26 protein-coding genes are annotated in these 23,889 nt (G+C 28.7%); 7 read left to right on the top strand and 19 right to left on the bottom strand.

Features of this window, described 5'->3' with window-relative positions:
• Window positions 1-5: 5 nt before the first annotated feature.
• The 11 genes from Tmeso_RS01875 to Tmeso_RS01830 all read right to left on the bottom strand — a co-directional run bounded on the left by Tmeso_RS01875 (window position 6) and on the right by Tmeso_RS01830 (window position 7,641).
• The gene (locus Tmeso_RS01875) at window positions 6-1,460 is read right to left on the bottom strand and encodes a complex I subunit 5 family protein (protein WP_099187688.1); all 1,455 of its coding nucleotides are present in this window, start codon (window positions 1,458-1,460) and stop codon (window positions 6-8) included.
• 74 nt (window positions 1,461-1,534) lie between these two features.
• Window positions 1,535-3,010, bottom strand: coding sequence for a complex I subunit 5 family protein (locus Tmeso_RS01870; RefSeq protein WP_099187686.1), 1,476 nt, complete (start codon window positions 3,008-3,010; stop codon window positions 1,535-1,537).
• A 2-nt stretch (window positions 3,011-3,012) separates the two neighbouring features.
• The gene (locus tag Tmeso_RS01865; RefSeq protein ID WP_099187684.1) at window positions 3,013-3,375 is read right to left on the bottom strand and encodes a sodium:proton antiporter; all 363 of its coding nucleotides are present in this window, start codon (window positions 3,373-3,375) and stop codon (window positions 3,013-3,015) included.
• 1 nt (window position 3,376) lies between these two features.
• A complete protein-coding gene (locus Tmeso_RS01860) occupies window positions 3,377-3,796 on the bottom strand; it encodes an MnhB domain-containing protein (protein ID WP_187296187.1) in 420 nt (139 codons plus the stop codon).
• A complete protein-coding gene (gene mbhE / locus Tmeso_RS01855; RefSeq protein WP_099187681.1) occupies window positions 3,789-4,073 on the bottom strand; it encodes a hydrogen gas-evolving membrane-bound hydrogenase subunit E in 285 nt (94 codons plus the stop codon). The genes Tmeso_RS01860 and mbhE overlap by 8 nt, the downstream gene beginning before the upstream one ends.
• Window positions 4,070-4,309, bottom strand: coding sequence for a hydrogenase subunit MbhD domain-containing protein (locus Tmeso_RS01850; RefSeq protein WP_099187679.1), 240 nt, complete (start codon window positions 4,307-4,309; stop codon window positions 4,070-4,072). The genes mbhE and Tmeso_RS01850 overlap by 4 nt, the downstream gene beginning before the upstream one ends.
• A 19-nt stretch (window positions 4,310-4,328) precedes the next feature.
• A complete protein-coding gene (gene mnhG, locus Tmeso_RS01845; protein ID WP_099187677.1) occupies window positions 4,329-4,607 on the bottom strand; it encodes a monovalent cation/H(+) antiporter subunit G in 279 nt (92 codons plus the stop codon).
• Between the two features lie 10 nt (window positions 4,608-4,617).
• The gene (locus Tmeso_RS01840) at window positions 4,618-4,869 is read right to left on the bottom strand and encodes a monovalent cation/H+ antiporter complex subunit F (protein WP_099187675.1); all 252 of its coding nucleotides are present in this window, start codon (window positions 4,867-4,869) and stop codon (window positions 4,618-4,620) included.
• Window positions 4,870-4,874: 5 nt separating this feature from the next.
• Window positions 4,875-5,192 (bottom strand): Na+/H+ antiporter subunit E, encoded by a 318-nt coding sequence (locus Tmeso_RS01835; protein ID WP_187296186.1) that lies wholly within the window; start codon window positions 5,190-5,192, stop codon window positions 4,875-4,877.
• A 12-nt stretch (window positions 5,193-5,204) separates the two neighbouring features.
• The gene (locus tag Tmeso_RS16275; RefSeq protein ID WP_187296185.1) at window positions 5,205-5,351 is read right to left on the bottom strand and encodes a hypothetical protein; all 147 of its coding nucleotides are present in this window, start codon (window positions 5,349-5,351) and stop codon (window positions 5,205-5,207) included.
• Between the two features lie 292 nt (window positions 5,352-5,643).
• The gene (locus Tmeso_RS01830) at window positions 5,644-7,641 is read right to left on the bottom strand and encodes a sigma-54-dependent Fis family transcriptional regulator (protein WP_099187671.1); all 1,998 of its coding nucleotides are present in this window, start codon (window positions 7,639-7,641) and stop codon (window positions 5,644-5,646) included.
• Window positions 7,642-7,955: 314 nt separating this feature from the next.
• On the opposite strand from Tmeso_RS01830, the gene Tmeso_RS01825 reads away from it, so the two are divergent.
• Both Tmeso_RS01825 and Tmeso_RS01820 read left to right on the top strand, forming a co-directional pair.
• On the top strand, window positions 7,956-8,753 hold the full coding sequence (locus Tmeso_RS01825; RefSeq protein ID WP_099187669.1) for a rhomboid family intramembrane serine protease: 798 nt from the start codon (window positions 7,956-7,958) through the stop codon (window positions 8,751-8,753).
• Window positions 8,754-9,154: 401 nt separating this feature from the next.
• The gene (locus Tmeso_RS01820) at window positions 9,155-10,579 is read left to right on the top strand and encodes an alanine/glycine:cation symporter family protein (RefSeq protein WP_099187666.1); all 1,425 of its coding nucleotides are present in this window, start codon (window positions 9,155-9,157) and stop codon (window positions 10,577-10,579) included.
• Between the two features lie 38 nt (window positions 10,580-10,617).
• Here the strand turns inward: Tmeso_RS01820 and murI are convergent, their stop codons facing one another.
• Genes murI through Tmeso_RS01805 form a run of 3 tightly spaced genes read right to left on the bottom strand, consistent with a single transcriptional unit; the run spans window position 10,618 to window position 12,994 of the window.
• On the bottom strand, window positions 10,618-11,382 hold the full coding sequence (gene murI / locus Tmeso_RS01815) for a glutamate racemase (RefSeq protein ID WP_099187664.1): 765 nt from the start codon (window positions 11,380-11,382) through the stop codon (window positions 10,618-10,620).
• Between the two features lie 53 nt (window positions 11,383-11,435).
• A complete protein-coding gene (locus tag Tmeso_RS01810; protein WP_099187662.1) occupies window positions 11,436-12,059 on the bottom strand; it encodes a TrkA C-terminal domain-containing protein in 624 nt (207 codons plus the stop codon).
• A 26-nt stretch (window positions 12,060-12,085) separates the two neighbouring features.
• A complete protein-coding gene (locus Tmeso_RS01805; RefSeq protein ID WP_278281315.1) occupies window positions 12,086-12,994 on the bottom strand; it encodes a DMT family transporter in 909 nt (302 codons plus the stop codon).
• 352 nt (window positions 12,995-13,346) lie between these two features.
• Here Tmeso_RS01805 and Tmeso_RS01800 point away from each other — a divergent pair, with 352 nt between their 5' ends.
• Window positions 13,347-13,826: a hypothetical protein gene (locus tag Tmeso_RS01800; RefSeq protein ID WP_099187658.1), complete on the top strand. Its 480-nt coding sequence runs from the start codon at window positions 13,347-13,349 to the stop codon at window positions 13,824-13,826.
• 32 nt (window positions 13,827-13,858) lie between these two features.
• Here the strand turns inward: Tmeso_RS01800 and Tmeso_RS01795 are convergent, their stop codons facing one another.
• From Tmeso_RS01795 to Tmeso_RS01785, 3 genes are all read right to left on the bottom strand, one after another.
• Complete coding sequence (locus Tmeso_RS01795; protein ID WP_099187656.1) at window positions 13,859-16,105, bottom strand: ATP-dependent Clp protease ATP-binding subunit; 2,247 nt, start codon at window positions 16,103-16,105, stop codon at window positions 13,859-13,861.
• A 65-nt stretch (window positions 16,106-16,170) separates the two neighbouring features.
• On the bottom strand, window positions 16,171-17,091 hold the full coding sequence (locus Tmeso_RS01790; RefSeq protein ID WP_099187654.1) for an alpha/beta fold hydrolase: 921 nt from the start codon (window positions 17,089-17,091) through the stop codon (window positions 16,171-16,173).
• 78 nt (window positions 17,092-17,169) lie between these two features.
• Window positions 17,170-18,279 carry an endonuclease/exonuclease/phosphatase family protein gene (locus tag Tmeso_RS01785; RefSeq protein ID WP_187296184.1) on the bottom strand — a complete coding sequence of 370 codons (1,110 nt, stop codon included), beginning with the start codon at window positions 18,277-18,279 and terminating at the stop codon, window positions 17,170-17,172.
• A 248-nt stretch (window positions 18,280-18,527) separates the two neighbouring features.
• Here Tmeso_RS01785 and Tmeso_RS16900 point away from each other — a divergent pair, with 248 nt between their 5' ends.
• The 3 genes from Tmeso_RS16900 (at window position 18,528) to Tmeso_RS01775 (ending at window position 20,354) form a co-directional block, all read left to right on the top strand.
• Entirely contained in the window at window positions 18,528-18,656 is a 129-nt protein-coding gene (locus Tmeso_RS16900; RefSeq protein WP_278281313.1) for a hypothetical protein, read from the top strand.
• 69 nt (window positions 18,657-18,725) lie between these two features.
• Entirely contained in the window at window positions 18,726-19,703 is a 978-nt protein-coding gene (locus Tmeso_RS01780) for a YbgA family protein (RefSeq protein WP_099187652.1), read from the top strand.
• 75 nt (window positions 19,704-19,778) lie between these two features.
• The gene (locus tag Tmeso_RS01775) at window positions 19,779-20,354 is read left to right on the top strand and encodes a glycoside hydrolase family 73 protein (RefSeq protein ID WP_099187650.1); all 576 of its coding nucleotides are present in this window, start codon (window positions 19,779-19,781) and stop codon (window positions 20,352-20,354) included.
• Between the two features lie 74 nt (window positions 20,355-20,428).
• Here the strand turns inward: Tmeso_RS01775 and Tmeso_RS01770 are convergent, their stop codons facing one another.
• Window positions 20,429-21,505 (bottom strand): M24 family metallopeptidase, encoded by a 1,077-nt coding sequence (locus Tmeso_RS01770; RefSeq protein WP_099187648.1) that lies wholly within the window; start codon window positions 21,503-21,505, stop codon window positions 20,429-20,431.
• A gap of 156 nt (window positions 21,506-21,661) precedes the next feature.
• Between Tmeso_RS01770 and Tmeso_RS01765 the strand changes: the two genes are divergently transcribed.
• The gene (locus Tmeso_RS01765) at window positions 21,662-22,705 is read left to right on the top strand and encodes a DNA polymerase IV (RefSeq protein WP_099187646.1); all 1,044 of its coding nucleotides are present in this window, start codon (window positions 21,662-21,664) and stop codon (window positions 22,703-22,705) included.
• Window positions 22,706-22,819: 114 nt separating this feature from the next.
• On the opposite strand, the gene Tmeso_RS01760 is transcribed toward Tmeso_RS01765, so the two are convergent.
• Window positions 22,820-23,650 carry a flagellin N-terminal helical domain-containing protein gene (locus Tmeso_RS01760; protein WP_242967819.1) on the bottom strand — a complete coding sequence of 277 codons (831 nt, stop codon included), beginning with the start codon at window positions 23,648-23,650 and terminating at the stop codon, window positions 22,820-22,822.
• Between the last annotated feature and the right edge of the window lie 239 nt (window positions 23,651-23,889).

The following is a 23,889-nucleotide window of genomic DNA, read 5'->3' as shown; positions in this document are numbered from 1 at the left end:
CTCCTTTATATTAACTCTACAACTATTTTTTCAACAAAATTCACTACAACATTAGGAAATATTCCAAGTAACACAACAATAACTGTTATAGATATTATAGGAAATAGCATCTTTATTCCAGGGTCATTATTTTGAATTTCTATATTATTGTTCTTTTCAAAGAATGCAGTTACTATAATAGGTAGTAAATATATACTAGTCAGAAATGCACTTACCAAAAGTATTATAGGAAACATCATCTTATTTGCGTTTAATCCTCCTAATGCCAAGTACCATTTGCTAACAAATCCATTAGTAGGAGGTATGCCTATCAATGAAATACAAGCTATTGAAAAACACCACATAGTTATAGGCATCTCTTTACCGATTCCCTTCATATCAGATATATTCTTAATATGTTTTTTAGTATATATAGCTCCAGCACAAAAGAATAAAATAATTTTAATAAGTGCATGATTAACCAAATGTAAAATTCCACCTATTAATGCATTTTCATTTAACATTATTACGCCTAAAATTATATATCCTAGCTGGCTTATAGTTGAATATGCAAGCCTCTTCTTCAAATTATCATGGTGTATTGCTAGAAAAGATCCCATCAATATAGTTACTACAACGAATACACTTGCATATATATGAGCATTAACACTTCTCATTACCTGTGCTCCAAATATAAAATAAGAAACCCTAACTATAGAAAAAATTCCTGATTTAACCACTGCAACTGCATGAAGTAGGGAACTTACAGGTGTTGGTGCTACCATGGCAGCTGGAAGCCAAGAGTGGAATGGAACAACAGCGGCCTTAACTCCAAATCCTAAAAACATAAGTATATATATAATAAGAATCATCTTTTCATTTCCATTAACACTGTCATTGAGTATTCCTCCAGCAGTAAAGCTCAAATCAGGATTGATATTATATAAAAGTATCATCCCTAAAAGAACAAAAGTAGCACCACCAAAAGAATATATCAAATACTTCTTACCACTTTTAAAAGAATCCTTACTTTCAGCATGAATAACTAAAGGAAATGTTGCTAAGGTCAGCATCTCGTAAAATATATACAAAGTAACTAAATTTGCCGAGAATGCAATTCCTATAGTAACTCCCAATGTTAGTATAAAAAAAGTAAAAAATCTCTTTTCATTTTTTTCATGATCCATATACTCTATAGAGTAAAAGGTAGTAAATATCCATAAAGTAGATGCAAGTATAGAAAATAATACACCTAGCTTATCGATTTTCAAGCATATATTTATGAACTCATTCATTTTTAAAATTTCCAATTTCATATCAATATCTAAATGCATAGTATATACAGTCAAAATAAAATTAAATATAATACAACATGTTATATATATCTCTCTACTTTTTTTATTATTAAATTTTAATACATTTAGAAGTACAGCTAAAACAAACGGCATAATTATTGGAAAAAGTATTAATAGACTTTTCATTTAAATTCACCTTTCTTAAACGTTAAATTCGCTTTATGCTAATCTATAGTTTATATAACTAATTCCTTTATGGATTAAAATATTTGCTCACAAGCCATAAGCAAAATATTTATAATATAATTAGAAAAAATTCCTACACAAACCATCATACCCATAAGCATCATAATAGGAACAATCTCTTTTATACTTTTTTCCTTAGACATATAGATTTTTCCTTTTAAATTTTCATCTCCAAAATATCCATTTATGACTATAGGAAAATAATATACTCCATTTAAAAGTGAACTTGCAAGTATTATAGTTAATAAATATAGTCTATCTGATTGTACACTAGCAAGAGCAAAGTTCCACTTACTTAAAAAACCAGGAAGTATTGGTATCCCAACCATAGATAAAGCTCCTAATGTAAATAAAGCTAATGTTATTGGCATTTCTTTTCCTATTCCTTTTAAATCAGAAACCTTCTTTCCTGTTTTTTCTATCATGGACCCTACACTTAAAAATAGAGCTGATTTAGTAAGTGCATGAGCAATAATATGAAAAATTGAAATTGCAAGTCCAAGTTTATTTCCAAGACCTATTCCAAAGAATACATATCCCATCTGAGCAACACTAGAATAAGCAATTATTCTTTTTAAATCTCTTTGGAATATTGCAAATATAGATCCCATTATCATTCCTACACTTCCTAACAATAGTATAATATCGAGAACTAATATATTTGAAATTATATATGTTCCAAAAATTCTATATATTATTTTTATAAAAAGTAAAACAAATGCTTTAACTACAAGAGCAGAAAGCATTGCACTTGAAGATGTTGGTGCTGATGAATGTGCATCTGGAAGCCATACATGAAGAGGAAACATAGCTCCCTTAATTCCAAGTCCAATTGTAAAAAGGCCAATGGAAATCAATATCACTTTTTCATAATCCATCCAATTTCTAATAAGTTCACTATGCATAAAATTCATATTCAGATTTCCAGTAATAGAGTATAAAAAAGCAATTCCCATAAGTACAAGACCAGACCCCAAACTACTTAATACAATGTATTTTATAGTTGCTTTTATATTTTCTTTTTTGTCCTTAACTACTATAATACCGCAAGAAGCAAGTGTACTTACCTCAATAAACACAAAAGCATTAAATATATCATTTGTAAAAACTATACCTAAAAGAGAAGATAATAATATATTTATAAGGAGATAATAAAGACAAACATTTTTATCTTTAATATCCTTTTCTATGCTATATACTGAGTACCAAATAATAAAAAAAGAAACTACAGTAAATAAAATGGCCATTGTAGCTTCTATACTGCCTATACTAAATTCAATACCCCATGGAGCATCAAAATGACCCATTCTGTATTTAAAACTACCATGTACCTGTACATAATAAAAAGTAAAGATAGACAATACTAAACATATAAGATTAGTAACCAAGCTTATAGTTTTTATTACCCTATTATTTTTTATAAGGGGCATAGTAAATGAACTTATAAATAATATTAAAATCATAAGTAATGGGAAACATTTTATAAACAAACTTACCCCTCCTTCATATCTAAGATTTCTCTTAAGTCTATAGTTTTATATTTTTGATAAAGTTTTATAGTAAGAGCTAACATAAATGCAGTCATACTGACCGAAACTACTATACCTGTAAGCATAAGAGATGTTGGAATTGGATTTATATATCCACTAACGCCTTTAAACTCTCCAACAACTATAGGTGCATCCTTTTCATATATATATCCTCTCGCTATAAAAAACAAAAATATAGCTGTATCCATTATATTAAGACCTATTATCTTTTTTATCATATTGTTATTAAGCAATAGTGTCATAAAGCCGATTCCAAATAAAATAATAGAGCCTACCTCTATATAATTATTCATTAAATTTTGCATACTATATTTCTCCTTCACTAAACAAGCTATATAAAAAATACATAGTAATAGCAACTATACAACCTACAAAAATATTAAGTGGAAGCAAATACCCAGCAGAAAATATTCTACCAGGAGTCCCAATTGGAATACTAGGAAGATGTATATGTAATCCTCCTCCGATGAAGCTGTATCCTTTTAAAAGAGCATATCCTATTAAAGAAAAACACATATATTTCATTAATGTATTATAAGAAAACTTATTCTTAGATTTATCAGATCCATATACAATTCTATAAAGAATAAAACTTGCTCCTATAATAGTTCCTCCTGCAAATCCACCACCAGGAGATATATGTCCATTTACAATAACATATATTCCAAATACCTGTATAAAAGGTATTATAAATTTAGAAACAACACTGAGTATTTCACTATTCACTTTGATCACCTTCTTTTCTTAAAAGCAATAATACAGCAATTCCTCCTGTAAATAAAACAGTTGCCTCAACAAAAGTATCAAACGCTCTATAGTCTAATATGATTCCAGTTATTATATTAAGAGCACCTGTTTCTTTGACAGTATCTTTTAAATAAGTCTTAGATACATAATTATGTGCCGGAACATCTGCTCTACCAAACTCAGGTAATTCACTCACTCCAATAAGTATTATTCCTATTAATAAAGTGGTCAAAATAATAGTTATAATTTTTCTCATTTTGAATCCCCCTTTATCCTCTTAAGAGTCAATATAAATAAAAGTGTTGAAATTCCAGCACCAACAGCAGCTTCAGTTATAGCAAGATCCGGAGCATTTAATTGTTGCCAAAGCATTGCCATCACAAGAGAGTAAACCATAAATACAATTATAGCACCTAATAAATCTTCAATAAATGTTACTGCTACTGATGCAAATATCAAAAATAAAATCATAATAATACTAAGTAATCCCATATCAATTCACTCCACATAGTTATTTTCTTCTATTAAACTCTGCCCTTGTTATTAAATGTGTTGCAGTAGGATTTGTAATCCATAAAAAAACTACTACTAAAATCAACTTAATACTAACAAACGAAAACCCATTGTATATTATTAAAGCAAGTAAACTAAGAACCGCACCTAATGTATCACATTTAGCAGCAGAGTGAGCTCTTGTAAAAACATCATTGAATCTAAACAAACCTATAGTTCCTATACAAAAGAAAAATAGGCCTGAGAATAAAAATATAGTTACTACAACCAATTTCATATTACCCCTCCTATTTATCGATTAAATCAGCTATTCCTATCGATCCTATAAAACTAATTAGTGCATATACAAGTACAACATCTATAAAGTACGTTTCCTCTAATACAAATGATATTAACGATATCAAAATTATAGTTTTAGTACCAATAACATTTACAGCAATCAATCTATCAGCAGCTAGTGGGCCCTTTATAGCTCTTATCATACAAAATACTATTGTAATAGATAAAAGCAAACTTGAAGCTATGAATATTCTTTCCATATTATTTAAATCTCCTCTATTTTCAAAAGTATATTTTCAAACTTAGAATCTACAAAACCATCTGTAAACTGTTTTTTAAGACAATGTACTATGTATACATCATTTTCCATAACAATGGTCATAGTTCCAGGAGTCAGCGTAATTGAGTTTGCCAATATAACTCTACATAAATCAGATTTTAATCTCGTTCTAAAGTTTACAACAACTGGATTAATATCTATTTTTGGACTTAAAACTATCTTTGCAACATCAATATTTGCTTTTACAACTTCCACTATTAATACAAATATATATTGAATTATATATATAAATTTTCTACACAAAAATATCCCACCTTATTTTGTAATAAAATTTTCTTTATTGAACTTATAAACGAATAAACATATACATATACCAACTAAAAAATTTTCCATATTTATTGAACCCTCTAATATATCCCAAAACATTAATAATATAGCCGTAACTATTATTAGTTTTTTCATAAAAAATCCTCCTTTTGATCCTTTATCTTAAAATTAGTTTTATATACATTCTTATATCTAGCAAATTTCATGCCATTTTTTTAGATTTTTAAGTATTTTTGTGCTAAATTCCTTATTATTTCAACATTATTGTAAAGGTCATTATTCTAGATTTTTTTATTCTAAAATATGTTCATTTATGAAAACACTATTTTTTCCTCATTTTATGTATCATTTTGAACCACTCGTTAATTTTCAGACGTAAAAAAGTGTATCAAAATGGAACTTTCGTTCCATTTTGATACACTTTTCTTTATCTCATGTAATCTATATTATATTTTTCCATTTTTCTATAAAGAGTACTCCTTCCTATCCCAAGTGTTTTTGAGGCAAGTGCTATATTCCCACTTACATCTTCTAGAGTCTTTATTATTGCTACCTTCTCTATCTCTGCTAAAGTTAATACATCTTCTTTTATTCCTATTTTTTTACATAAATTACTTGGCTTTATATAAGAAGGCAAATGTCTATATTCAATTACCTCTTCTTCTTCAACCATATTTACAACTAACTGCATTACATTCTGAAGTTCTCTTACATTTCCAGGCCAATCATAACTCTTAACATACTTATAAAAACTCTCTTTAATAGGTCCTATGGCTTTATTCATTTTTTTGCTAAATTTAATAAGAAAATATTCTACCAAAAGATTTATATCCTCTTTTCTATTTCTTAAAGATGGAGTAGTTATAGGCATTACATTTAGTCTATAATAGAGGTCTTCTCTGAAGTTCCCTTTTTCAACTTCTTCTTTTAAATTTTTATGGGTTGCAGCTATCACTCTAACATCTGTAGGTATAACACTATGACCTCCAACTCTCACTATTGACTTGGTTTCTAAAACTCTAAGTAGATTTACCTGTGTATCAAGAGGCATATCTCCTATTTCATCAAGAAATATAGTTCCCTCATCTGCAAGCTCGAATTTACCTGGATGTCCACCTCTTTTAGCTCCAGTAAATGCTCCCTCTACATATCCAAACAACTCACTTGCTACAAGTTCTCTCGGAATAGCTCCACAGTTTAAAAAAACAAATGGCTTATTTTTTCGAGGACTTTCATTGTGTATTGCCTGGGCAAACAATTCTTTTCCTGTCCCACTTTCTCCCTGAAGAAGTACAGTAGTATTTGCTCTTGCAGCTTTTTTTGAAATTTTCTTAGCTTCTTGTATGATTTCACTTTTACCTATAATATCATCAAAGGTAAATATAGCTTCAGCCCCTGTTATTTTATTTACGAGATTATGTACAGCCTTAGATTTTCTAAATGTTACAACAACACCTTCAACCTCATCTGTATCGCAGTCTTTTATGGGTGTTAAGCTAACTATACAGTATATTCGTTTTCCCCTTTTATTTTTAAAATACATCTCTGTCTCTTCATGCTTTTTACCTTTTTTTATAACACTTAGTATTATCTTATTATTTTTTTCACTTATAAGTTCGCTGATATTTTTGCCTAGGATAACTTCTTCATCAAGTGAAAGTAATTTTCTAGCAAATAAGTTTATATCTTTGATTATTCCCTTGTTATCTATGCCTAAAAGACCTTCAGATATAGATTCCATTATTGCAAACAAATGCTTATTTGTCATACTCAATTTTTTATTCATATCGTTAACTTTTAATTGATTTTCTATTGCTTCACCTGAGGCTACTACCATTCCTAAAGTATGAGGATGTACTTTCTCATATGGTCCCGTTACACTCAACACACCCACCACATATCCATATTCATCCTTTATAGGGCAAGCAGATGAACTCCAATTGTGATACAAATTACAATAGTGTTCACCTCCAAGTACCTGTATAGGCTCTTTATTTATTATTGCAAGCGATAGCGCATTAGTTCCCATATTTTTTTCACTTATATTACTTCCCATCTGTACATTAAGATCTTTATAAGTGTCTATAAGATCACTATTCCCCATAAACTCAAGAATATAACCGTCTCCATCTGCAAGTCTTATTACAAGACCATTGTCTTCCACTATTTTGTACAAACTGTTCATAAAAGGCATTGCTATCTCAACTAACCTCTTAGATTCTTCTTTTCTTTTTTTTAATTCTCTTTCATCAAGTTTTAAAACTTCATTATTTGCAAATGGATTTATTTTATATTGTTTACTTCTTAACCATGACTCAGCTATAACTGGTCTTATTAAGTCATAATCTAATTCCCCAATTTTTATAAATTTATTCCAAGCCTTAATACTATCTTCATTTTTACCCAATAAAATTTCCGTTGGCAATTTTATCACTCCTTACGGATTAATATTATTATTTATTATACCACTATATATGAATTTGCGTTTTATTTGTAATTATTTTATATATTCATTCTCATTTTTGGTGAACATATAATGTATATGTTATAATATAGTGTACCTTTACATATTTTAATTTTTTACTCTATAGGAACTATATAATTTTCAAGCTGTAGATAATATTTTTTTTAAATCACTGCAGCATCAACTATTTCGAGCAACGGAGCCCGTAGGACTCGTTGGCGACATGAGCTATGAGATAGCATAAAGCGAATTTTTTTATAAAAGGAGGTTGTTTCATGAACTGGATAGATAAATTAGAACGAAAATATAGACATCTTGCAATCGAAAATTTAATGTATTATATTATAGGTTTATCAACCCTTGTATATGGTATATATTTTATAACAAATTCTTATAACTTAATATCTTTGCTTGAACTAGATCCAGCATTAGTTATGCAAGGACAAGTCTGGAGACTTATAACATATATATTTATACCACCGCTAGTTAGTCCAATTTGGATATTTTTTAGACTGTATATTTATTATTCTTTAGGTTCTGCACTTGAACACGAATGGGGTAGTTTTAAATTTAATTTATACTATTTATTAGGTATGATTGGAACTACAATAGTATCTTTTATACTTAATTCCCCTGTTAACGCTACTTATTTGAATTTATCTATTTTTTTAGCATTTGCTAAAATATACCCAGACTACGAATTTTATCTATTTTTCATACTTCCAGTCAAGGTGAAATATTTATCTTTCTTAAATTGGATATATATAGGATATACAATTATATTCTCGCCTGTAATATTCAAGTTAACAGCTATAGTATCTATAATAAATTACTTCATATTTTTTGGAAAAAGTAATTTATATGATGCTAAGAACAAAAGAAATGCTTATAATAGAAAAAAACAGTTCAAATCTAATATAACTAATATAAATAGAAAAGATTATTTTCATAAATGTACTGTTTGTGGAATAACAGAAAAGGATGATAAAAACATAGAATTTAGATACTGTTCCAAATGTAATGGAGACTATGAATATTGTATTAATCACCTTAATAATCATGAACACAAATAAAGATGAAGCCAATGCTTCATCTTTATTTGTGTTCTATCTTAAATTTCTCAATTTCAATCCACCTCGTGTTCATATTCTATATCACACTTTTCAAAAATTTATATGAATAATTTTTTTTTATCAATTCATAAACCATTACCTTTTTTTTATTGAAAATTCCATTATACACCTTACAATTCACTTCATATGCAATATTTCAAATCATTCCAAGTATATTCCCAATCCAAATTTCATTTTTTATAAAATTCAGAATATAAAAAAATTTGATATATCATTTATTTTTTGGTACAATTGTTTCAATTGATAATAAACTAAATAAATTAAACTCAAATCCAGTACACACTAAATTTTATTAAGCAATAATTACTATTTTAAAATTTTTATTAAAAGGAAGTGATAAAATGTTAGGTATTTTAGAAAAAATAGTTTCTGTAGGAAACACTATACTTTGGCAATACGTTCTTATATTTTTGCTTATTACACTTGGTCTTTATTTCACATTTAAGTCTAACTTTGTTCAATTTAGATTTTTAGGAGAGATGTTCAAATTATTAGGAGATGGAGCTAGTAATTCGTCTAACGAAAAACAAGGCGTCTCTTCATTTCAAGCATTTTGTATAAGTACAGCTTCTAGGGTTGGAACTGGTAACTTAGCTGGTGTTGCACTAGCTATTTCTATAGGTGGACCCGGTGCTGTATTTTGGATGTGGCTTATAGCTTTAATAGGAGCTGGATCAAGTTTTGTTGAAAGTACTTTAGCTCAAATTTATAAAGTTAAAGATAAAAATGGATATCGTGGCGGCCCAGCTTATTATATGGAAAAAGCTTTAAATAAGAGATGGATGGGTGTTTTATTTTCAGTACTAATAACTCTATGCTTTGGTCTTGTATTTAACTCAGTACAGTCAAATACTATTTCACTTGCTTTCGAAGAAGCATTTGGATTAAATAGAATTATAATTGGCTTAGCATTAGCTATAGTTACAGCTATTATAATATTTGGTGGAGTTACAAGAATTGCAAAGGTTGCAGAATTAATAGTTCCTGTGATGGCTGTAGCTTATATATTCGTTGCTTTATTTGTAATTATAAAAAACATCACTTTAATACCATCAGTATTCTCTCTTATTCTAGGCAGCGCCTTTGGTGCAAAAGCAGCTGTAGGTGGTGGAATTGGTGCTGCTTTAATGCAGGGGATTAAAAGAGGTCTGTTCTCTAATGAGGCCGGTATGGGTTCTGCTCCAAATGCAGCTGCAACAGCAGAAGTATCTCACCCAGTTAAACAGGGTTTAATTCAAACACTGGGAGTATTTACTGATACACTTTTAATATGTAGTTCTACTGCATTTATAATCCTTTTATCTGGTGCTTATACAACAGAAGGTTTAACTGGAATACAACTTACACAAACTGCTTTAAGTTCTCAAGTAGGTTCTTGGGGAAATACTTTTATAGCTGCTTGTATTTTATTATTTGCATTCAGTTCTATAATAGGCAATTACTACTACGGTGAAACTAATATAGAATTTATAAATGCTAACAAGGTTTATTTATTAATATATAGATTATCAGTAATAGGCATGGTTGTATTTGGATCAGTTGCTAAGGTTCAAATAGTTTGGGATATGGCAGACTTATTCATGGGTCTAATGGCATTAATAAATCTAATAGCCATTGCTCAGCTTGGTAAGATAGCATTTGCAGCGCTAAAAGATTATGCTTCTCAAAAAAGAGAAGGCAAAAATCCAGTATTTTATTCAGATAGTATAGACGGTCTTAAAAATATAGAATGCTGGGAAGCTTCAAACAAAGCTAAAAAAGCATAAAAAAAGAAGGATTTAATAATCCTTCTTTTTTTATGCTTTTATATATTTAACAATTTATAAGATAGTCCTATTTTCGATTCATCTTCTGATGAATTTACAATCTCTACACAACCATCTGTATCATTATCAGATAGCATATCTATACTAGATAAAATATTTTTTAAATTATGTGCAGTCCCAAAACCGCCATCTACAAGATTTATATTCTCTCCCAATACCTTTTTTATAGCATCCTTTAAAAATATGTAATGTGTACATCCAAGCACAACGGAAGATATTTCATTTATATTAATACCTTCAAACAGATTTTTTATAGCTTCTTCTGCCTCAATACCTTTTGTAATTCCATTTTCTACTATAGTTACAAGTCTCGGAGCTGGAACCTTAATAATCTCAGCTTCATTTTTATATTTATCCATAAGCGAATTAAACTTCTCTTCTTTTAAAGTCACTTCCGTAGCCAAAACTACAATTTTTCCACTTCCATAGGTCTCAACAGCAGGCTTTAATGCAGGTTCAATCCCTATAATAGGTATATTGTACCTATTTCTAAATTTATCTACAACAGCACTAGTAGCTGTATTACAAGCTATAACTATAGATTTAACACCTCTATACACAAAGTAATCTCCGATATCTATACATATTTTTTCTAGTTCATCTTTAGTTTTTTTACCATAAGGTATATTCTTAGAATCACCGTAGTATATATAATCTTCATTGGGCATTAGTTTTTTTATCTCCTTTAAAACACTAATCCCGCCCATACCTGAATCAAACACACCTATAGGTAGATTTTTCATTATATCACCCCCTAAATCACTAAAATATTATATCACAGTTTGATTTAATTCATCTATACAATTTTTAAGTATTCGTTTATCTTATCAATAACACCTAAATCCCCTACTATTATCAAGCTATCCTCTACATTAAATTCAAGATTAGGTCCAGGGGATAAAATCATCTTACCATTTCTTAAAACCCCTAAAATAGTAGCCCCTGTATTTTCCCATATTTTACATTCCCCTATAGTCTTACCTATAATATGATACTCTTCTTTTAATTGAATTTGTATGGGATCTATTATTTCCGATCTTTTAAATTTATATAAATCTATAATTTTTTCCATAGTTTCTTGTATTCGTCTTTCAATTTCTTTTTTTTCATCCATTAAGTTTTTAAGATTTTGTCTTAAATCACTTATTGTTTCTTCACTATTTCTAAAACTTTGAATAACTTCTCCAGCTTTATATTTTGATAATACAATTATCCCACTGCCTTTACTAACTCTAACTACTTCTCTATCCTCTAAAACCTTCATAGCTTTTCTTATAGTTTCAGGAGATACATTATATTCAGAAGCTAGTATAGACCTTCCTCTTAATTTTTCTCCTTCGTGTATACTCCCTTTATAAATACGAGTAGCTACATCAAGTGCTATTTTTATATATCTAGGAATGGAAATACGTTCACTCATAATAAATTCCTCCTACTTAATTATTTTTAATCTACTTTTTCTGATTTAGAGTCTATTGATTTACATTTTATCATTTGTAAAATATCATAATATGATATTTTTAAGTTAACTATATAAACAGATAATACTATCAGTATTGATCCTATTATTTGATTTTTACTTATCACTTCATCGAATATAAAATATCCTCCTATAACCGTAACAATAGGTGCAAAGTTCAAATACAAGGTTGTAACTGTAGAACCTAGATTTTCCAAAGCATACATGTACAGAACGTATGCAATAGCTGAACAAAATAAAGCTAGATATAAGAAATTATATACTACAACTTTATCTAACAACTCCCACTTATTATTTTCAAACAATGAAAAAGGGAATAATATCATAGTTCCAAATATTATTTGATAGAATACAATCGCTAATTGTGAGTATTTCTCAAATAAACTCTTAGTTGTATAATTGTAAAAAACCCATGAAAAAACTGCTCCAAACATAAGTGCATATCCTAACAATTCATTACTTTCTAATCTTATATTGCCCCCTATTATGAAATATATTCCAATCATTGATGCCAAAACTCCTATAAAATTATTAAAGCTCAGTTTGTTTTTTAATACAACGCTATCAGCCATTAAAGAAAAAATAGGTATAGTCCCTACTATTAAAGATGCCTGAGATGAACTTATATATTTTATTCCATAATTTTCAAAACAATAATACATTGCAACCCCAACGACACCAGCCATCGCCATAGACTTTATATCTTCTCTTTTAAGCTTAGTATTCGGTTCCTTCACTCTCATTACAACAAACAGTATAATTGATGCAATTAAAAACCTAAGTGTCGCAAGCGTCATAGGTCCAAATACATTTAAAGTTATCTTTATACTCAAAAAAGATAACCCCCACATGGTGACAGTTAGAATTATTGCCATAATCGAATAAATTTTAATTTTCATAAATACTCCTTCTTATAACTTTGTCAATTTAAAGAACTTCAAGTCTAAGTATATTACTTTCCAGTTAATGTGTAAAGATTATGTATGTTAGTATTAATATAATTGTATATTTGAAAGATATATGATAAAATTTAATATAAGATGAATAATATATATTTAATGTATAAGATTATTCATTCATTTAAAATATTATACATTTATTTAAATAAATATGGATTAGTCATTGAAAACAAATTTGTTTTTAAGTTTCAGTGTCCCATAGCAAATAGATATTTATATTTGCTGTGGGGCATTTTTTTAATTTTTTTTATATAGGAGGACAGTAAGTATGGCTTACACAGCAGTAGATATAGTTAATAAAGCTCTTATGATATCTGATAAAATCAATAATTTATACTCTAATTTTGATGGTTGTACAAAAAAATATGATTCTTTTAAATTAACAGTCTTAATTTTACTAAAACAGTTACAAAGAGATATCAACTATTATAATAAATTAAAAGAAGAAATCAGAAATGATATATATGAAGAAATGGATTTTGGAACATATGATGAGATTTCCAAACAAATAAACAAGTTCATATACAAAATAAATACTTCTAATTGTTATTGTTACAAATCTATATTTAAAAATCATTTATATTTAAACCACAGCATGTATGCTGTTTTTATAGATGCTCAGGGTAGAATAGTAAAAAAAGAAAACGATTCTAATTCTCAATCATATAAAATCCTTTCTAGAATAATAAAAAATAAACTTAATAACTTAAATGAATTAAATTATTTTTACGAAAAATATATAAGCTAAAAAATACCGCTCATTTAAATGAGCGGTATTTTTTAGCTTATATATACTTTTCCATCTTTTAATTCTATATTTATACAAGAACCTTCATTCAATTCACCTTTAAGATATTTTTCTGCTATCTCATCTTCTATATACTTTTGAATAGTTCTTCTTAACGGTCTAGCTCCATACTTATCATCATATCCTTTTTGAAGTATAAAGTCTTTAACCTTATCAGAAATACTTATAGTCATATCTTTTTCTTTAGCTTCTTCTACTACCTCATTTATCATTAATTCTACTATTTGGGATAGTTCATCCTTATTAAGCTTAGTAAATACGATAGTCTCATCTATTCTATTCAAAAACTCTGGTCTAAATGTTTTCTTTAAGGCATCATTAACTCTTTCCTCAAGCTCATCATAACCATCATTATTGAATCCTATAGAACTTGTTTTAAAGTTTGTTCCAGCATTAGAAGTCATTATTATAACACTATTTTCGAAGAATACAGTTCTACCCTGACTATCAGTAAGTCTTCCATCCTCAAGTATTTGAAGTAACATATTAAATACATCTTGATGAGCCTTTTCTATTTCATCTAAAAGTATAACTGAATAAGGCTTTCTTCTTATTTTTTCTGTTAGCTGTCCACCTTGATCATATCCAACATATCCTGGAGGCGCTCCTATTAATTTTGAAACAGTATGCTTTTCCATATACTCTGACATATCTATTCTAATAAGAGCTTCTTCACTTCCAAACAGTTCAACTGCTAAAGTTTTTACAAGCTCGGTTTTACCAACACCAGTAGGACCTACAAATATAAATGAAGATGGTTTTTTCTTCTTTCTAAATCCAGAACGATTACGTCTTATAGCCTTTGATATACTTGTAATTGCATTATGTTGACCTATTACTCTTTTATGAAGTCTATTTTCTAAGTTTAAAAGTTTAGTAGCCTCTGATTGAGTAATCTTTTGAACAGGAATCTTAGTCCAAGACTCTATAACAAATGCCACATCTTCTACTGTAATTTCTACATCTGAACATTTTGCTTGTATATTCTTAATATCTTCTTCTATTTTACATTCCTTCATCTTGCACTCTGCCGCTTTTTCATAGTTATTACTGTTTGATGCTTCTTCTCTTTCTATTTGAACTTTTTCTAATTCTTCTTTCAAAGCTTGTATCTCTATAAGTCCTTGATTCTTTAAGTTGGCTCTTGAGCCAACCTCATCTATTATGTCTATAGCTTTGTCTGGTAAAAATCTATCTGTTATATATCTTTTTGATAGATTAGTCGATGCAACTATTACTTCATCAGATATTTTAACATTATGATACTCCTCATAGTATCCTTTAATACCTTTTAAAATTTCTATAGTTTCTTCAACTGTAGGTTCTTCAACTAATACAGGCTGAAATCTTCTTTCAAGAGCTGCATCTTTTTCTATATGCTTTTTATATTCTTCAAGAGTTGTAGCTCCTATTAATTGAATTTCTCCTTTAGCAAGAGATGGCTTTAATATGTTTGCAGCATTCATAGCTCCACCTTGAACTTCACCCGCGCCCATAATGTTATGTATTTCATCTATTACTAATATAACATTTTCATTCTCTTGAGCTTCTTTGATTATACTCTTCATCCTACCCTCAAACTGACCTCTAAACTGGGTCCCCGCAACAACAGCAGTTAAATCTAAAAGGTATATCTGGGCATCAAATAGTTTTGCTGGAACCTCTTTTTGAACTATCCTAACTGCAAGTCCTTCTGCTATTGCAGTTTTACCGACACCGGGTTCTCCTATTAATATCGGATTATTTTTATTTCTTCTATTCAATATCTGTATAGCTCTATCTATTTCTCTATTTCTTCCAATGATTCTATCAACTTCATTGTTTTTTGCTTTTTCAGTTAAGTTAGTTCCATACATTTTAAGAAATTTATTTTTATGTTTTTTCTTTTTATTTTTTTTATCTGTTTTCTTCTCATCATCAACTTCTATATTTTCTACATCTTCTTCGTTTTTTGGTATATTATTAAACATCTTGGCAAACATATTATCTTCTTCAAAATCATCTAAATCCATTCCATCTATTACAGAGTTCATCTGTCCTGTTAAGTTTTCTATATCTTCTTCATTCATGCCTGTTTGCTTCATCAGTTGATCAATTATTGGCAATCCACTTTTCTTAGCACATTCCATACATAATCCTTTAATGTCTGATTTTCCATTTTCAACTGTAGATGTAAATACAACAGCAATATTCTTATTGCATTTTGAACATAATTTCATATCAAATCATCTCCATAACTAATACTAAAATAATAATTATATTTTATAATATATATTTTTATACATCAACACCTTATATTTCTTATCCATCTAACTATATCTTCATATACATCATATTTATTCAACTCATTTAACATCTCATGTCTTCCATTATTGTATATCTTCAAATCTATATTTTTAATTCCTGCTTTTTTGTACATATTATATAGCCTAACTACATCCTTTGAATTCGATCCAACCATATCCCTATCACCCGAAAATATTAATATAGGTAATTTTTTGGGTATTTTATTTATATTTTGTTTATTTATAGTTAATTTAACTGCTTTTAAGAGATCAACATATACTCCTGCACTACATATAAATCCACATAATCTATCTTTGATATATTCATTTACTTTGTCTTCATCCGAAGATAACCAATCAAATTCTGTTTTATTAGGATAAAAAAATTTGTTGTAATTTCCAAAAATTAATTTATCCATAAACTTCGCTTTTTTATTATACCCATATATACTTGCATATATTTTAGATATAATATATCCCATATTTCTTTTTAAAAAATTTCCTCCTATAGTTGTTCCAGATAGAATTACAGCGTTAAATTCATTTGGAAATTCATGAATACAAGTTCTTGCTAATAAAGATCCCATGCTATGACCAAGTAATATAAGTGGTTTATCATTTTCTTTTTTTATATGATCTATTATATTCTTTATATCACTTACTATACCGTTCCATCCACTTTCGCCAAAATGACCTATTTGATTGTGTTCTGTGCCTGTTTTTCCATGGCCTCTATAATCACACCCATATACAATATACCCACTCTTGTTCAATACTCTACTAAACTCATCATATCTTAACGAATGTTCAGCTATACCGTGAAGTATTAAAATACATCCTGTTAAATTCTTTACATCTGCCCACTTATGAACAGTAATATCAACCTCATCATTACCCTTAACCTTAAACTCCTCAATCATAATATCACCCTCAACTTTTTATTTCTAGAAATTTATATAATTTCCTACATGTTGATTATGAAAGAATTATACTTGCAACTATTTCTGAGCAACAGAGCCCGGAGGACTCGTTGGCGATATGAGCGATGCGTTAGCATCAAGCAAATTTTTTAATTTAAACTTCATAGTCACAGGATTATGATCACTGTACACAAAGCGTAAATCATCACCCTTCACATCTAATACTTCTATATTATCCGAAACTAAAAATCCATCTATAGTTTCAACAAAGTTATATCCATATTCATAAGGAGCATCAAGACTTCTTACAGTTGGAGTAAGAGGATCAACCACCCATTTAAAAGCATCTGGCTTAAAATCAGAAGGCATGTCCTGAATCCATTTATTCCCTACCTTACTTTTGAAATTTGTATCATAAAGTTTATGATTCCAGTCTCCTCCCACTAAAACATAATTGCCTTTATCATACTCATTTTGTATATGCTGTTTCAAATAGGATAATTGCTGTTTTCTTATAACCCCTCCTTTATCATAAGCCGATAAGTGAGCATTTATTAATATAAACTCTTTATCAGAATTTAATACTTTAAGCCTACTTTCTATAAAGCATCTATCTAACAAAAATAACTGTCTTATAAACTTTTCTTTACCTGGTAATGAATGTCTAGCAGCCTCATTTACATTATATTTTGAAAAAGTAGAAAGACCAGCTTGTACATACCCATGAGGCTTTCTAACAGGTATAGGTATCCATAAGACCTTATAATTGTATGCATATGAATCACTATATTTATCAAGTTTTTGACTTATTTTTTCGTACTCATTTATATAGTATGTCCTAGTAGCTTTTTCATCTATTTCTTGGACAAAACAAAAATCAGAATTTTTATTTTTCAAATAGCTTACTAACCCTTGTATATTTTGATGAGTTCTTTCCTTACTATATGACCTTGACATCTTACCTTTATCCATAAAAAAATCTTGGTTTTTATCAAGACCACCAAACCCTATATTAAATGTAGTTATACTCATAGTATTATCTAATTTTACTATCTCTTCTTTATTATTATTAATTTCAATTGAATCAATTTCATCTGGCCTATAGTCTGTAATAACAACTGCTAATAAAAATAGTAAAAACAAACTTATTAACAATATAGATATCCTTAAAGTAAGTTTTATAAACATTTTATCTCCCTTCAGTTATTTTATATTATAATTAGTTTAATAAGTATAATTTCGTGTTTATTATAAGATTATATAACATTATTTAGCAATTTGCATTATCAAAAAATTAGCTTTATGTTAACGCATAGCTCATGCCGCCAACAGGTCTCACGACTCTGTTGCTTAAAAATAGTTGGAAGCGCAATTCTTTCATTAACGTTGTATATAATTCAAAATTATATAATTCCATATAATAAAAGGAGGTTTATATGAAGCTAATATCTTATCATATACTCTGTATTCAAGGATATGCTGGAAATGGATACATAGAAAATTTTAACAACAATAGTCCAAATAGGGTTACTATACAAAAACATGTCAAAACTCTTAAAATTTAAATAAATATATTATATAAAAATACAAATCATAATAAAGATATTAAGTATTAGTATGAAAGGAGAATTTTTATGAAGAATTTTACAATTCCTAATATTGTGCTCAGTAAGTGTATAGAGCATGATAATTGCAGATATGACGGTTCTAAAATAAACAATGATTTTATAAAAAATTTAAAACCTCATGTCAACTTCGTTACCGTGTGTCCTGAAACAAGTATAGGTCTTTCTACTCCAAGAGATACGTTGCGATTAGTTTCAAAAAATGATACAGAGAATTTTAATTTGGTTTTCTCTAAAACTGGAGATGATTTTACTGAAAAAATGCATTCATTCTCTCATTCTTTTCTAAAAAGTATCTCCAATAGTGATATACATGGATTTATTTTGAAAAGTCGTTCTCCATCTTGTGGTATAAAAGATGTTAAAATTTATAAATGTCACGGCAAATCACCGTCCCTTCCGAAAAGAGGTAGTGGATTATTCGCAAGCAAAATATATGAATACTTCCCAGATGTATCTATTGAAGATGAAGGAAGACTTACTAACTTTAATATAAGGGAGCATTTTTTGACAAAAATATTTACAATATCAGATTTTAAAAATGTAGAAAATAGTAAAACTATAAAGTGTCTTATAGATTTCCAAAGTAAAAATAAATACCTTTTAATGTCTCATAGCCCTGGATATTTAAAAAAGATGGGAAAATTAACTGCTAATACAGATTCAACTGATATCTCAAATATAATAAAAGATTATAAAGTTTATCTTAATAAAGCTTTAGCTATACCATCTAAGCCAAATAGAAATATAAATATGCTACTTCATCTATTCGGATATTTCTCAAAGCATCTTTCATATAGTGAAAAAGCTTTTTTTTTAGAAACATTGGAAAAATACAACGACAAAAAAATACCATTCTGTGTACCGTTAACTATCATAAATTCTTGGGTTATGAGATTTGAAAATGAGTATTTACATAATCAAACTATATTCGAACCATTTCCTAATGAATTAATACAAACTAGAGATTCTGGAAAAATCATTTAATATGACTATTGTATTATTTTATTAATCCTTTTCATAATATATAATTATATATATTAATTAAAAAGGGAGATTCAAATGAAAAATAAAATAAGTATAGTTTTTATTATTACATCTACTCTATTTTTTCTTTTAAGCTCTATGCTGATAATGTTATTATTTAAATCATCGGTACCATTACCTAATCTATACAACGAAAAATTCGAAACAAAAGATGAATTTATACAACTTGTATATTCAAAAACTAACTATGGTTATGAAAAATACAATATATACCCAAGTATAACAATAGCACAAGCAATTCTTGAGAGTAACTGGGGAGATTCTACTTTGACTCAAAAAGGAAAAAATTTGTTTGGCATAAAGGCTGGTAAAGACTATAAAAATAAGTTGGATTTTATTACCAATGAATTTGTGAATAATAAAAAAATAGAAGTAGTTCAAAGTTTTAGAGCTTATGATTCATATTCAGAATCTATTAAAGACTATACTAACTTACTTGGAAAAGCTAAAAGGTATGAAACATTAAAACAGTGTAAAGATTATAAAGAACAGGCCATGGCACTTTATGCATGTGGCTACTCTACCGACCCAAATTACCCTCAAAAACTTATATCAATAATAGAAAAGTATGAATTGTATAAGTATGATTAAAATTCCTCTAGTTGCTACGAACTGATATAATAAAAAATTCGCTCAATGCAATGCATGAAGCGAATTTTTTGGTTTTATCCGATTACTTTAAGATCCTTGCTATATTTATTAAGCACTTCACATCCATCTTCAGTAACAAGTACTAAATCCTCTATTCTAACCCCAACCTCTCCAGGTATATATATACCCGGCTCTATTGAGAATATCATTCCAGGAGCTACTTCATCGTGGTTAACAGAAGATACGTTTCCAAAATCATGTACTTCTATGCCTATTGAATGTCCTGTTCTATGTGTAAAATACTTTCCATAACCAGCATCCTCTATATAATTTCTAGCAGCTAAATCTATATCACTGAATTTCACACCAGGTTTAACTATTGATATAGCCTTTTTATTAGCTTCTAATACAGTATTATAAACCTCTTTAGCTTTATCCGATGCAGATTTATAGAATACCGTTCTTGTCATATCTGAGCAATACGAATCTTTAATACATCCAATATCTATAATTATACTATCGCCATCTTTAACCATAGCATTAGATGGTTCGTGATGAGGGTTAGCTGCATTTTCTCCATAAGCTATAATAGCATCAAAAGAACAACCATCTGCTCCTATTTCTTCATATATATCATTTAATAAATCAGCCATTTTTTTCTCAGATAAATCAGTTGATACAGACTCTATCATCTTTTCAACAGCTATATCATTAAGTCTTGATGCTTCCCTCATTAAATTCTTTTCTTCATCATCTTTGCACATTCTAACTCTATCTAAAACCATAGAACCATTCACAAACTTACTTCCACCTTCAAGATCCATAAGTGTTAATAAAAAATGAGCTGGCCAATTTTTATCAATACCCATAGTATCTGCTTTATCTACATACTTGGATATAATCTCAACACCATTTTGAGTATCATTATACCAAACTATTTCGACCCCTAAATCCTCATTTACAGGAAATAATTCGTTTACAAACAGTTTGTTTTCTCCATTAGCATTTATGTATAAAGCTAATAACCTCTCACCTGGATGAAACCATTTTCCTGTCAAATAAAATATAGCAGCTGGATCAGATACTAACATTTGAGGTATATTTTTAGATTTCATTTCTTTTAACACTTTTTCAAGTCTTTTATTATTCATATTATTTACCTCCCCTTAAAATTATTATATGTATGTCTAAATATTACCATAAATTTTATTATATGTGTAGTTTATTTAATATAGGGTAGTTTTTTATTAAATATGATATAATAAAACAGAACTTATGTTCTTATTTTGTAACAAGTAGGTGATTTGATGATTCGTAAAATTATACACGTTGATATGGATGCTTTCTTTGCAAGCGTTGAACAAGTAGATAATCCTTCTCTTAAAGGAAAACCCGTTATAGTAGGTGGTAGGACTAGCAAAGGAGTAGTTTGTACATGCTCTTATGAAGCTAGAAAGTATGGAGTTAAATCTGCCATGCCAGGATTTATAGCTGCACAAAAGTGTCCTAATGGAATATTTTTGCCAGTTAGATATTCAAGATATAAAGAAGTGTCTAATGAAGTATTCGATATTTTATACAGTATAACAAACATTGTAGAACCTTTGTCAATAGATGAAGCCTATCTTGATGTATCTGATATAGATACTCCTCCAATTGAAATAGGACACTATATAAAAAATGAAGTCTTTAAAAAAACAGGACTCACTATATCAGTTGGTATATCTCACAATAAATTTTTAGCAAAACTTGGTTCAGATTGGAATAAACCAGATGGACTTAAGGTAATAACTGAAGAAATGGTTCCAGAAATACTAAAACCACTTTCTATAAAAATAGTATACGGAATAGGAAAAAAGACAATAACCAAACTAAACAATATAGGCGTATATACAGTAAACGATTTATTAAATCTTCCCAAAGATTATTTTGTAGATCTATTCTCAAATCAGTCCTGGGAACTTTATAATAGGCTTTTAGGTATAGATAATAGACCTGTCCAACCTAATCGGGAGACAAAGTCATTAGGAAGAGAAACTACTTTTTCATCAAATACAGATGAGATAGAATATCTTATGCATTTCTTATCATTATTTAGCAAAGATATATCATATACATTGAAAAAACAAGATATGTTATCTAAAACTATAACTATTAAGATAAAGGCATCTGATTTTTCCAGTCACTCAAGAAGCAAAACAATCCATCATTACACAGATTCTTATGATGAAATATACTCTATAGCGTGTAACTTATTAAAAGAAATAAACATACAAAATGATATAAGACTTATAGGACTTAGTGTATCAAACCTGTCAGATAACAAAATAGAACAACTTACATTTTTGTAAATTTGCTTAAACTATTATACCCAAGAGACTGTCTTAAAATGATTTTCAAATCATTTTAAGACAGTCTCTTGGGGCATACTTTCTCATAACTTTTAAGCTAACAGATTCATCAATTTAAACACCTAAACTCTTAAGCAATCCCAACATCCTTTCTCTTTCCATCTTTATATGCTGGGCAAGCATAGCTTGAGAAACTTGCATTAATATTTGATTTTTCGTATATTCCATCATAGTTTTAGCCATATCAGCATCAGTTATACGACTACATGCCGCTGTTAAATTTTCTTCATATGTACCTAAATTATTCAAGGTATGCTCAAGTCTATTCTGCATAGCCCCTAAATAAGACCTTTCTCTAGATACACTACTAACAGCTGTTTTTACTTTTTCTATTGCATCTTGTGCATTTTGCTGGTTCGATATATTAATTCCATCGATATGAAGCCCTAATTCTGATAAATCTCCCATTTTTACTTTCAAATAATTTCCTGAATTTGGACCTACTTGTAGTGTAATACCATCACTTTTTTGTGACCCATCAATTAACTTTTTATTATTGAACTCTGTCCCTTCTGATATTTCTGTAATCGTATCTTTTAATTGTTGAAATTCTAAATCTAGGTTTTGTCTATCTCCATCAGTATATGTAGCATTTGAGGCCTGAACTGCTAGTTCATTCATTCTTTGAAGTATATTATGAATTTCATTCATTGCCCCTTCAGCTGTTTGTATCATAGAAATCCCATCCTGAACATTCCTTTGAGCCATACTAAGACCTCTTATTTGTGCTTTCATTTTTTCAGAAATAGCAAGTCCTGCTGGATCATCAGCTGCTCTATTTATTCTTTTTCCAGTACATAATCTCTCCATTAATACAGAATTTCTTGAATTTAAGTAATTCATATGATTTATCATTCTCATTCCTACACAACTAAAACCTACCATAATATATCCTTCTTTCTTAATATAAGTTAATATTATATATATCGTGCTATTCACTTTGTATTTTTAGGAATATTTACCATAAATTGAACAAATTTATAAGTTACTATACTTACTATAATAGTGCAGTTTTATTTGAAATTTTTTACAGTTATATAACCAAAGGGATTCCTATGCAATTTTCAGAGTATCAAAAATTTTATTGATAGGTTCACCTTTTATTGCTGCATTGTAAATACTAA

The sequence above is a fragment of the Tepidibacter mesophilus genome, from assembly GCF_002724055.1.
Taxonomy (GTDB): Bacteria; Bacillota; Clostridia; order Peptostreptococcales; family Peptostreptococcaceae; genus Tepidibacter_A; species Tepidibacter_A mesophilus.
This window is presented reverse-complemented; position numbering and strand designations above follow the sequence as displayed.

Excerpts from the sequence above, each read along its gene's own strand:
- Tmeso_RS01875 (WP_099187688.1), bottom strand. The coding sequence starts at position 1,460 with ATGAAAAGTCTATTAATACTTTTTCCAATAATTATGCCGTTTGTTTTA.
- Tmeso_RS01865 (WP_099187684.1), bottom strand. The coding sequence starts at position 3,375 with ATGCAAAATTTAATGAATAATTATATAGAGGTAGGCTCTATTATTTTA.
- mbhE (WP_099187681.1), bottom strand. The coding sequence starts at position 4,073 with ATGAGAAAAATTATAACTATTATTTTGACCACTTTATTAATAGGAATA.
- Tmeso_RS01850 (WP_099187679.1), bottom strand. The coding sequence starts at position 4,309 with ATGGGATTACTTAGTATTATTATGATTTTATTTTTGATATTTGCATCA.
- mnhG (WP_099187677.1), bottom strand. The coding sequence starts at position 4,607 with ATGAAATTGGTTGTAGTAACTATATTTTTATTCTCAGGCCTATTTTTC.
- Tmeso_RS01840 (WP_099187675.1), bottom strand. The coding sequence starts at position 4,869 with ATGGAAAGAATATTCATAGCTTCAAGTTTGCTTTTATCTATTACAATA.
- Tmeso_RS16275 (WP_187296185.1), bottom strand. The coding sequence starts at position 5,351 with ATGAAAAAACTAATAATAGTTACGGCTATATTATTAATGTTTTGGGAT.
- Tmeso_RS01825 (WP_099187669.1), top strand. The coding sequence starts at position 7,956 with ATGAACTGGATAGATAAATTAGAACGAAAATATAGACATCTTGCAATC.
- Tmeso_RS01820 (WP_099187666.1), top strand. The coding sequence starts at position 9,155 with ATGTTAGGTATTTTAGAAAAAATAGTTTCTGTAGGAAACACTATACTT.
- murI (WP_099187664.1), bottom strand. The coding sequence starts at position 11,382 with ATGAAAAATCTACCTATAGGTGTGTTTGATTCAGGTATGGGCGGGATT.
- Tmeso_RS01810 (WP_099187662.1), bottom strand. The coding sequence starts at position 12,059 with ATGAGTGAACGTATTTCCATTCCTAGATATATAAAAATAGCACTTGAT.
- Tmeso_RS01805 (WP_278281315.1), bottom strand. The coding sequence starts at position 12,994 with ATGGCAATAATTCTAACTGTCACCATGTGGGGGTTATCTTTTTTGAGT.
- Tmeso_RS01800 (WP_099187658.1), top strand. The coding sequence starts at position 13,347 with ATGGCTTACACAGCAGTAGATATAGTTAATAAAGCTCTTATGATATCT.
- Tmeso_RS01795 (WP_099187656.1), bottom strand. The coding sequence starts at position 16,105 with ATGAAATTATGTTCAAAATGCAATAAGAATATTGCTGTTGTATTTACA.
- Tmeso_RS01790 (WP_099187654.1), bottom strand. The coding sequence starts at position 17,091 with ATGATTGAGGAGTTTAAGGTTAAGGGTAATGATGAGGTTGATATTACT.
- Tmeso_RS01785 (WP_187296184.1), bottom strand. The coding sequence starts at position 18,279 with ATGTTTATAAAACTTACTTTAAGGATATCTATATTGTTAATAAGTTTG.
- Tmeso_RS16900 (WP_278281313.1), top strand. The coding sequence starts at position 18,528 with ATGAAGCTAATATCTTATCATATACTCTGTATTCAAGGATATGCTGGA.
- Tmeso_RS01780 (WP_099187652.1), top strand. The coding sequence starts at position 18,726 with ATGAAGAATTTTACAATTCCTAATATTGTGCTCAGTAAGTGTATAGAG.
- Tmeso_RS01775 (WP_099187650.1), top strand. The coding sequence starts at position 19,779 with ATGAAAAATAAAATAAGTATAGTTTTTATTATTACATCTACTCTATTT.
- Tmeso_RS01770 (WP_099187648.1), bottom strand. The coding sequence starts at position 21,505 with ATGAATAATAAAAGACTTGAAAAAGTGTTAAAAGAAATGAAATCTAAA.
- Tmeso_RS01765 (WP_099187646.1), top strand. The coding sequence starts at position 21,662 with ATGATTCGTAAAATTATACACGTTGATATGGATGCTTTCTTTGCAAGC.
- Tmeso_RS01760 (WP_242967819.1), bottom strand. The coding sequence starts at position 23,650 with ATGGTAGGTTTTAGTTGTGTAGGAATGAGAATGATAAATCATATGAAT.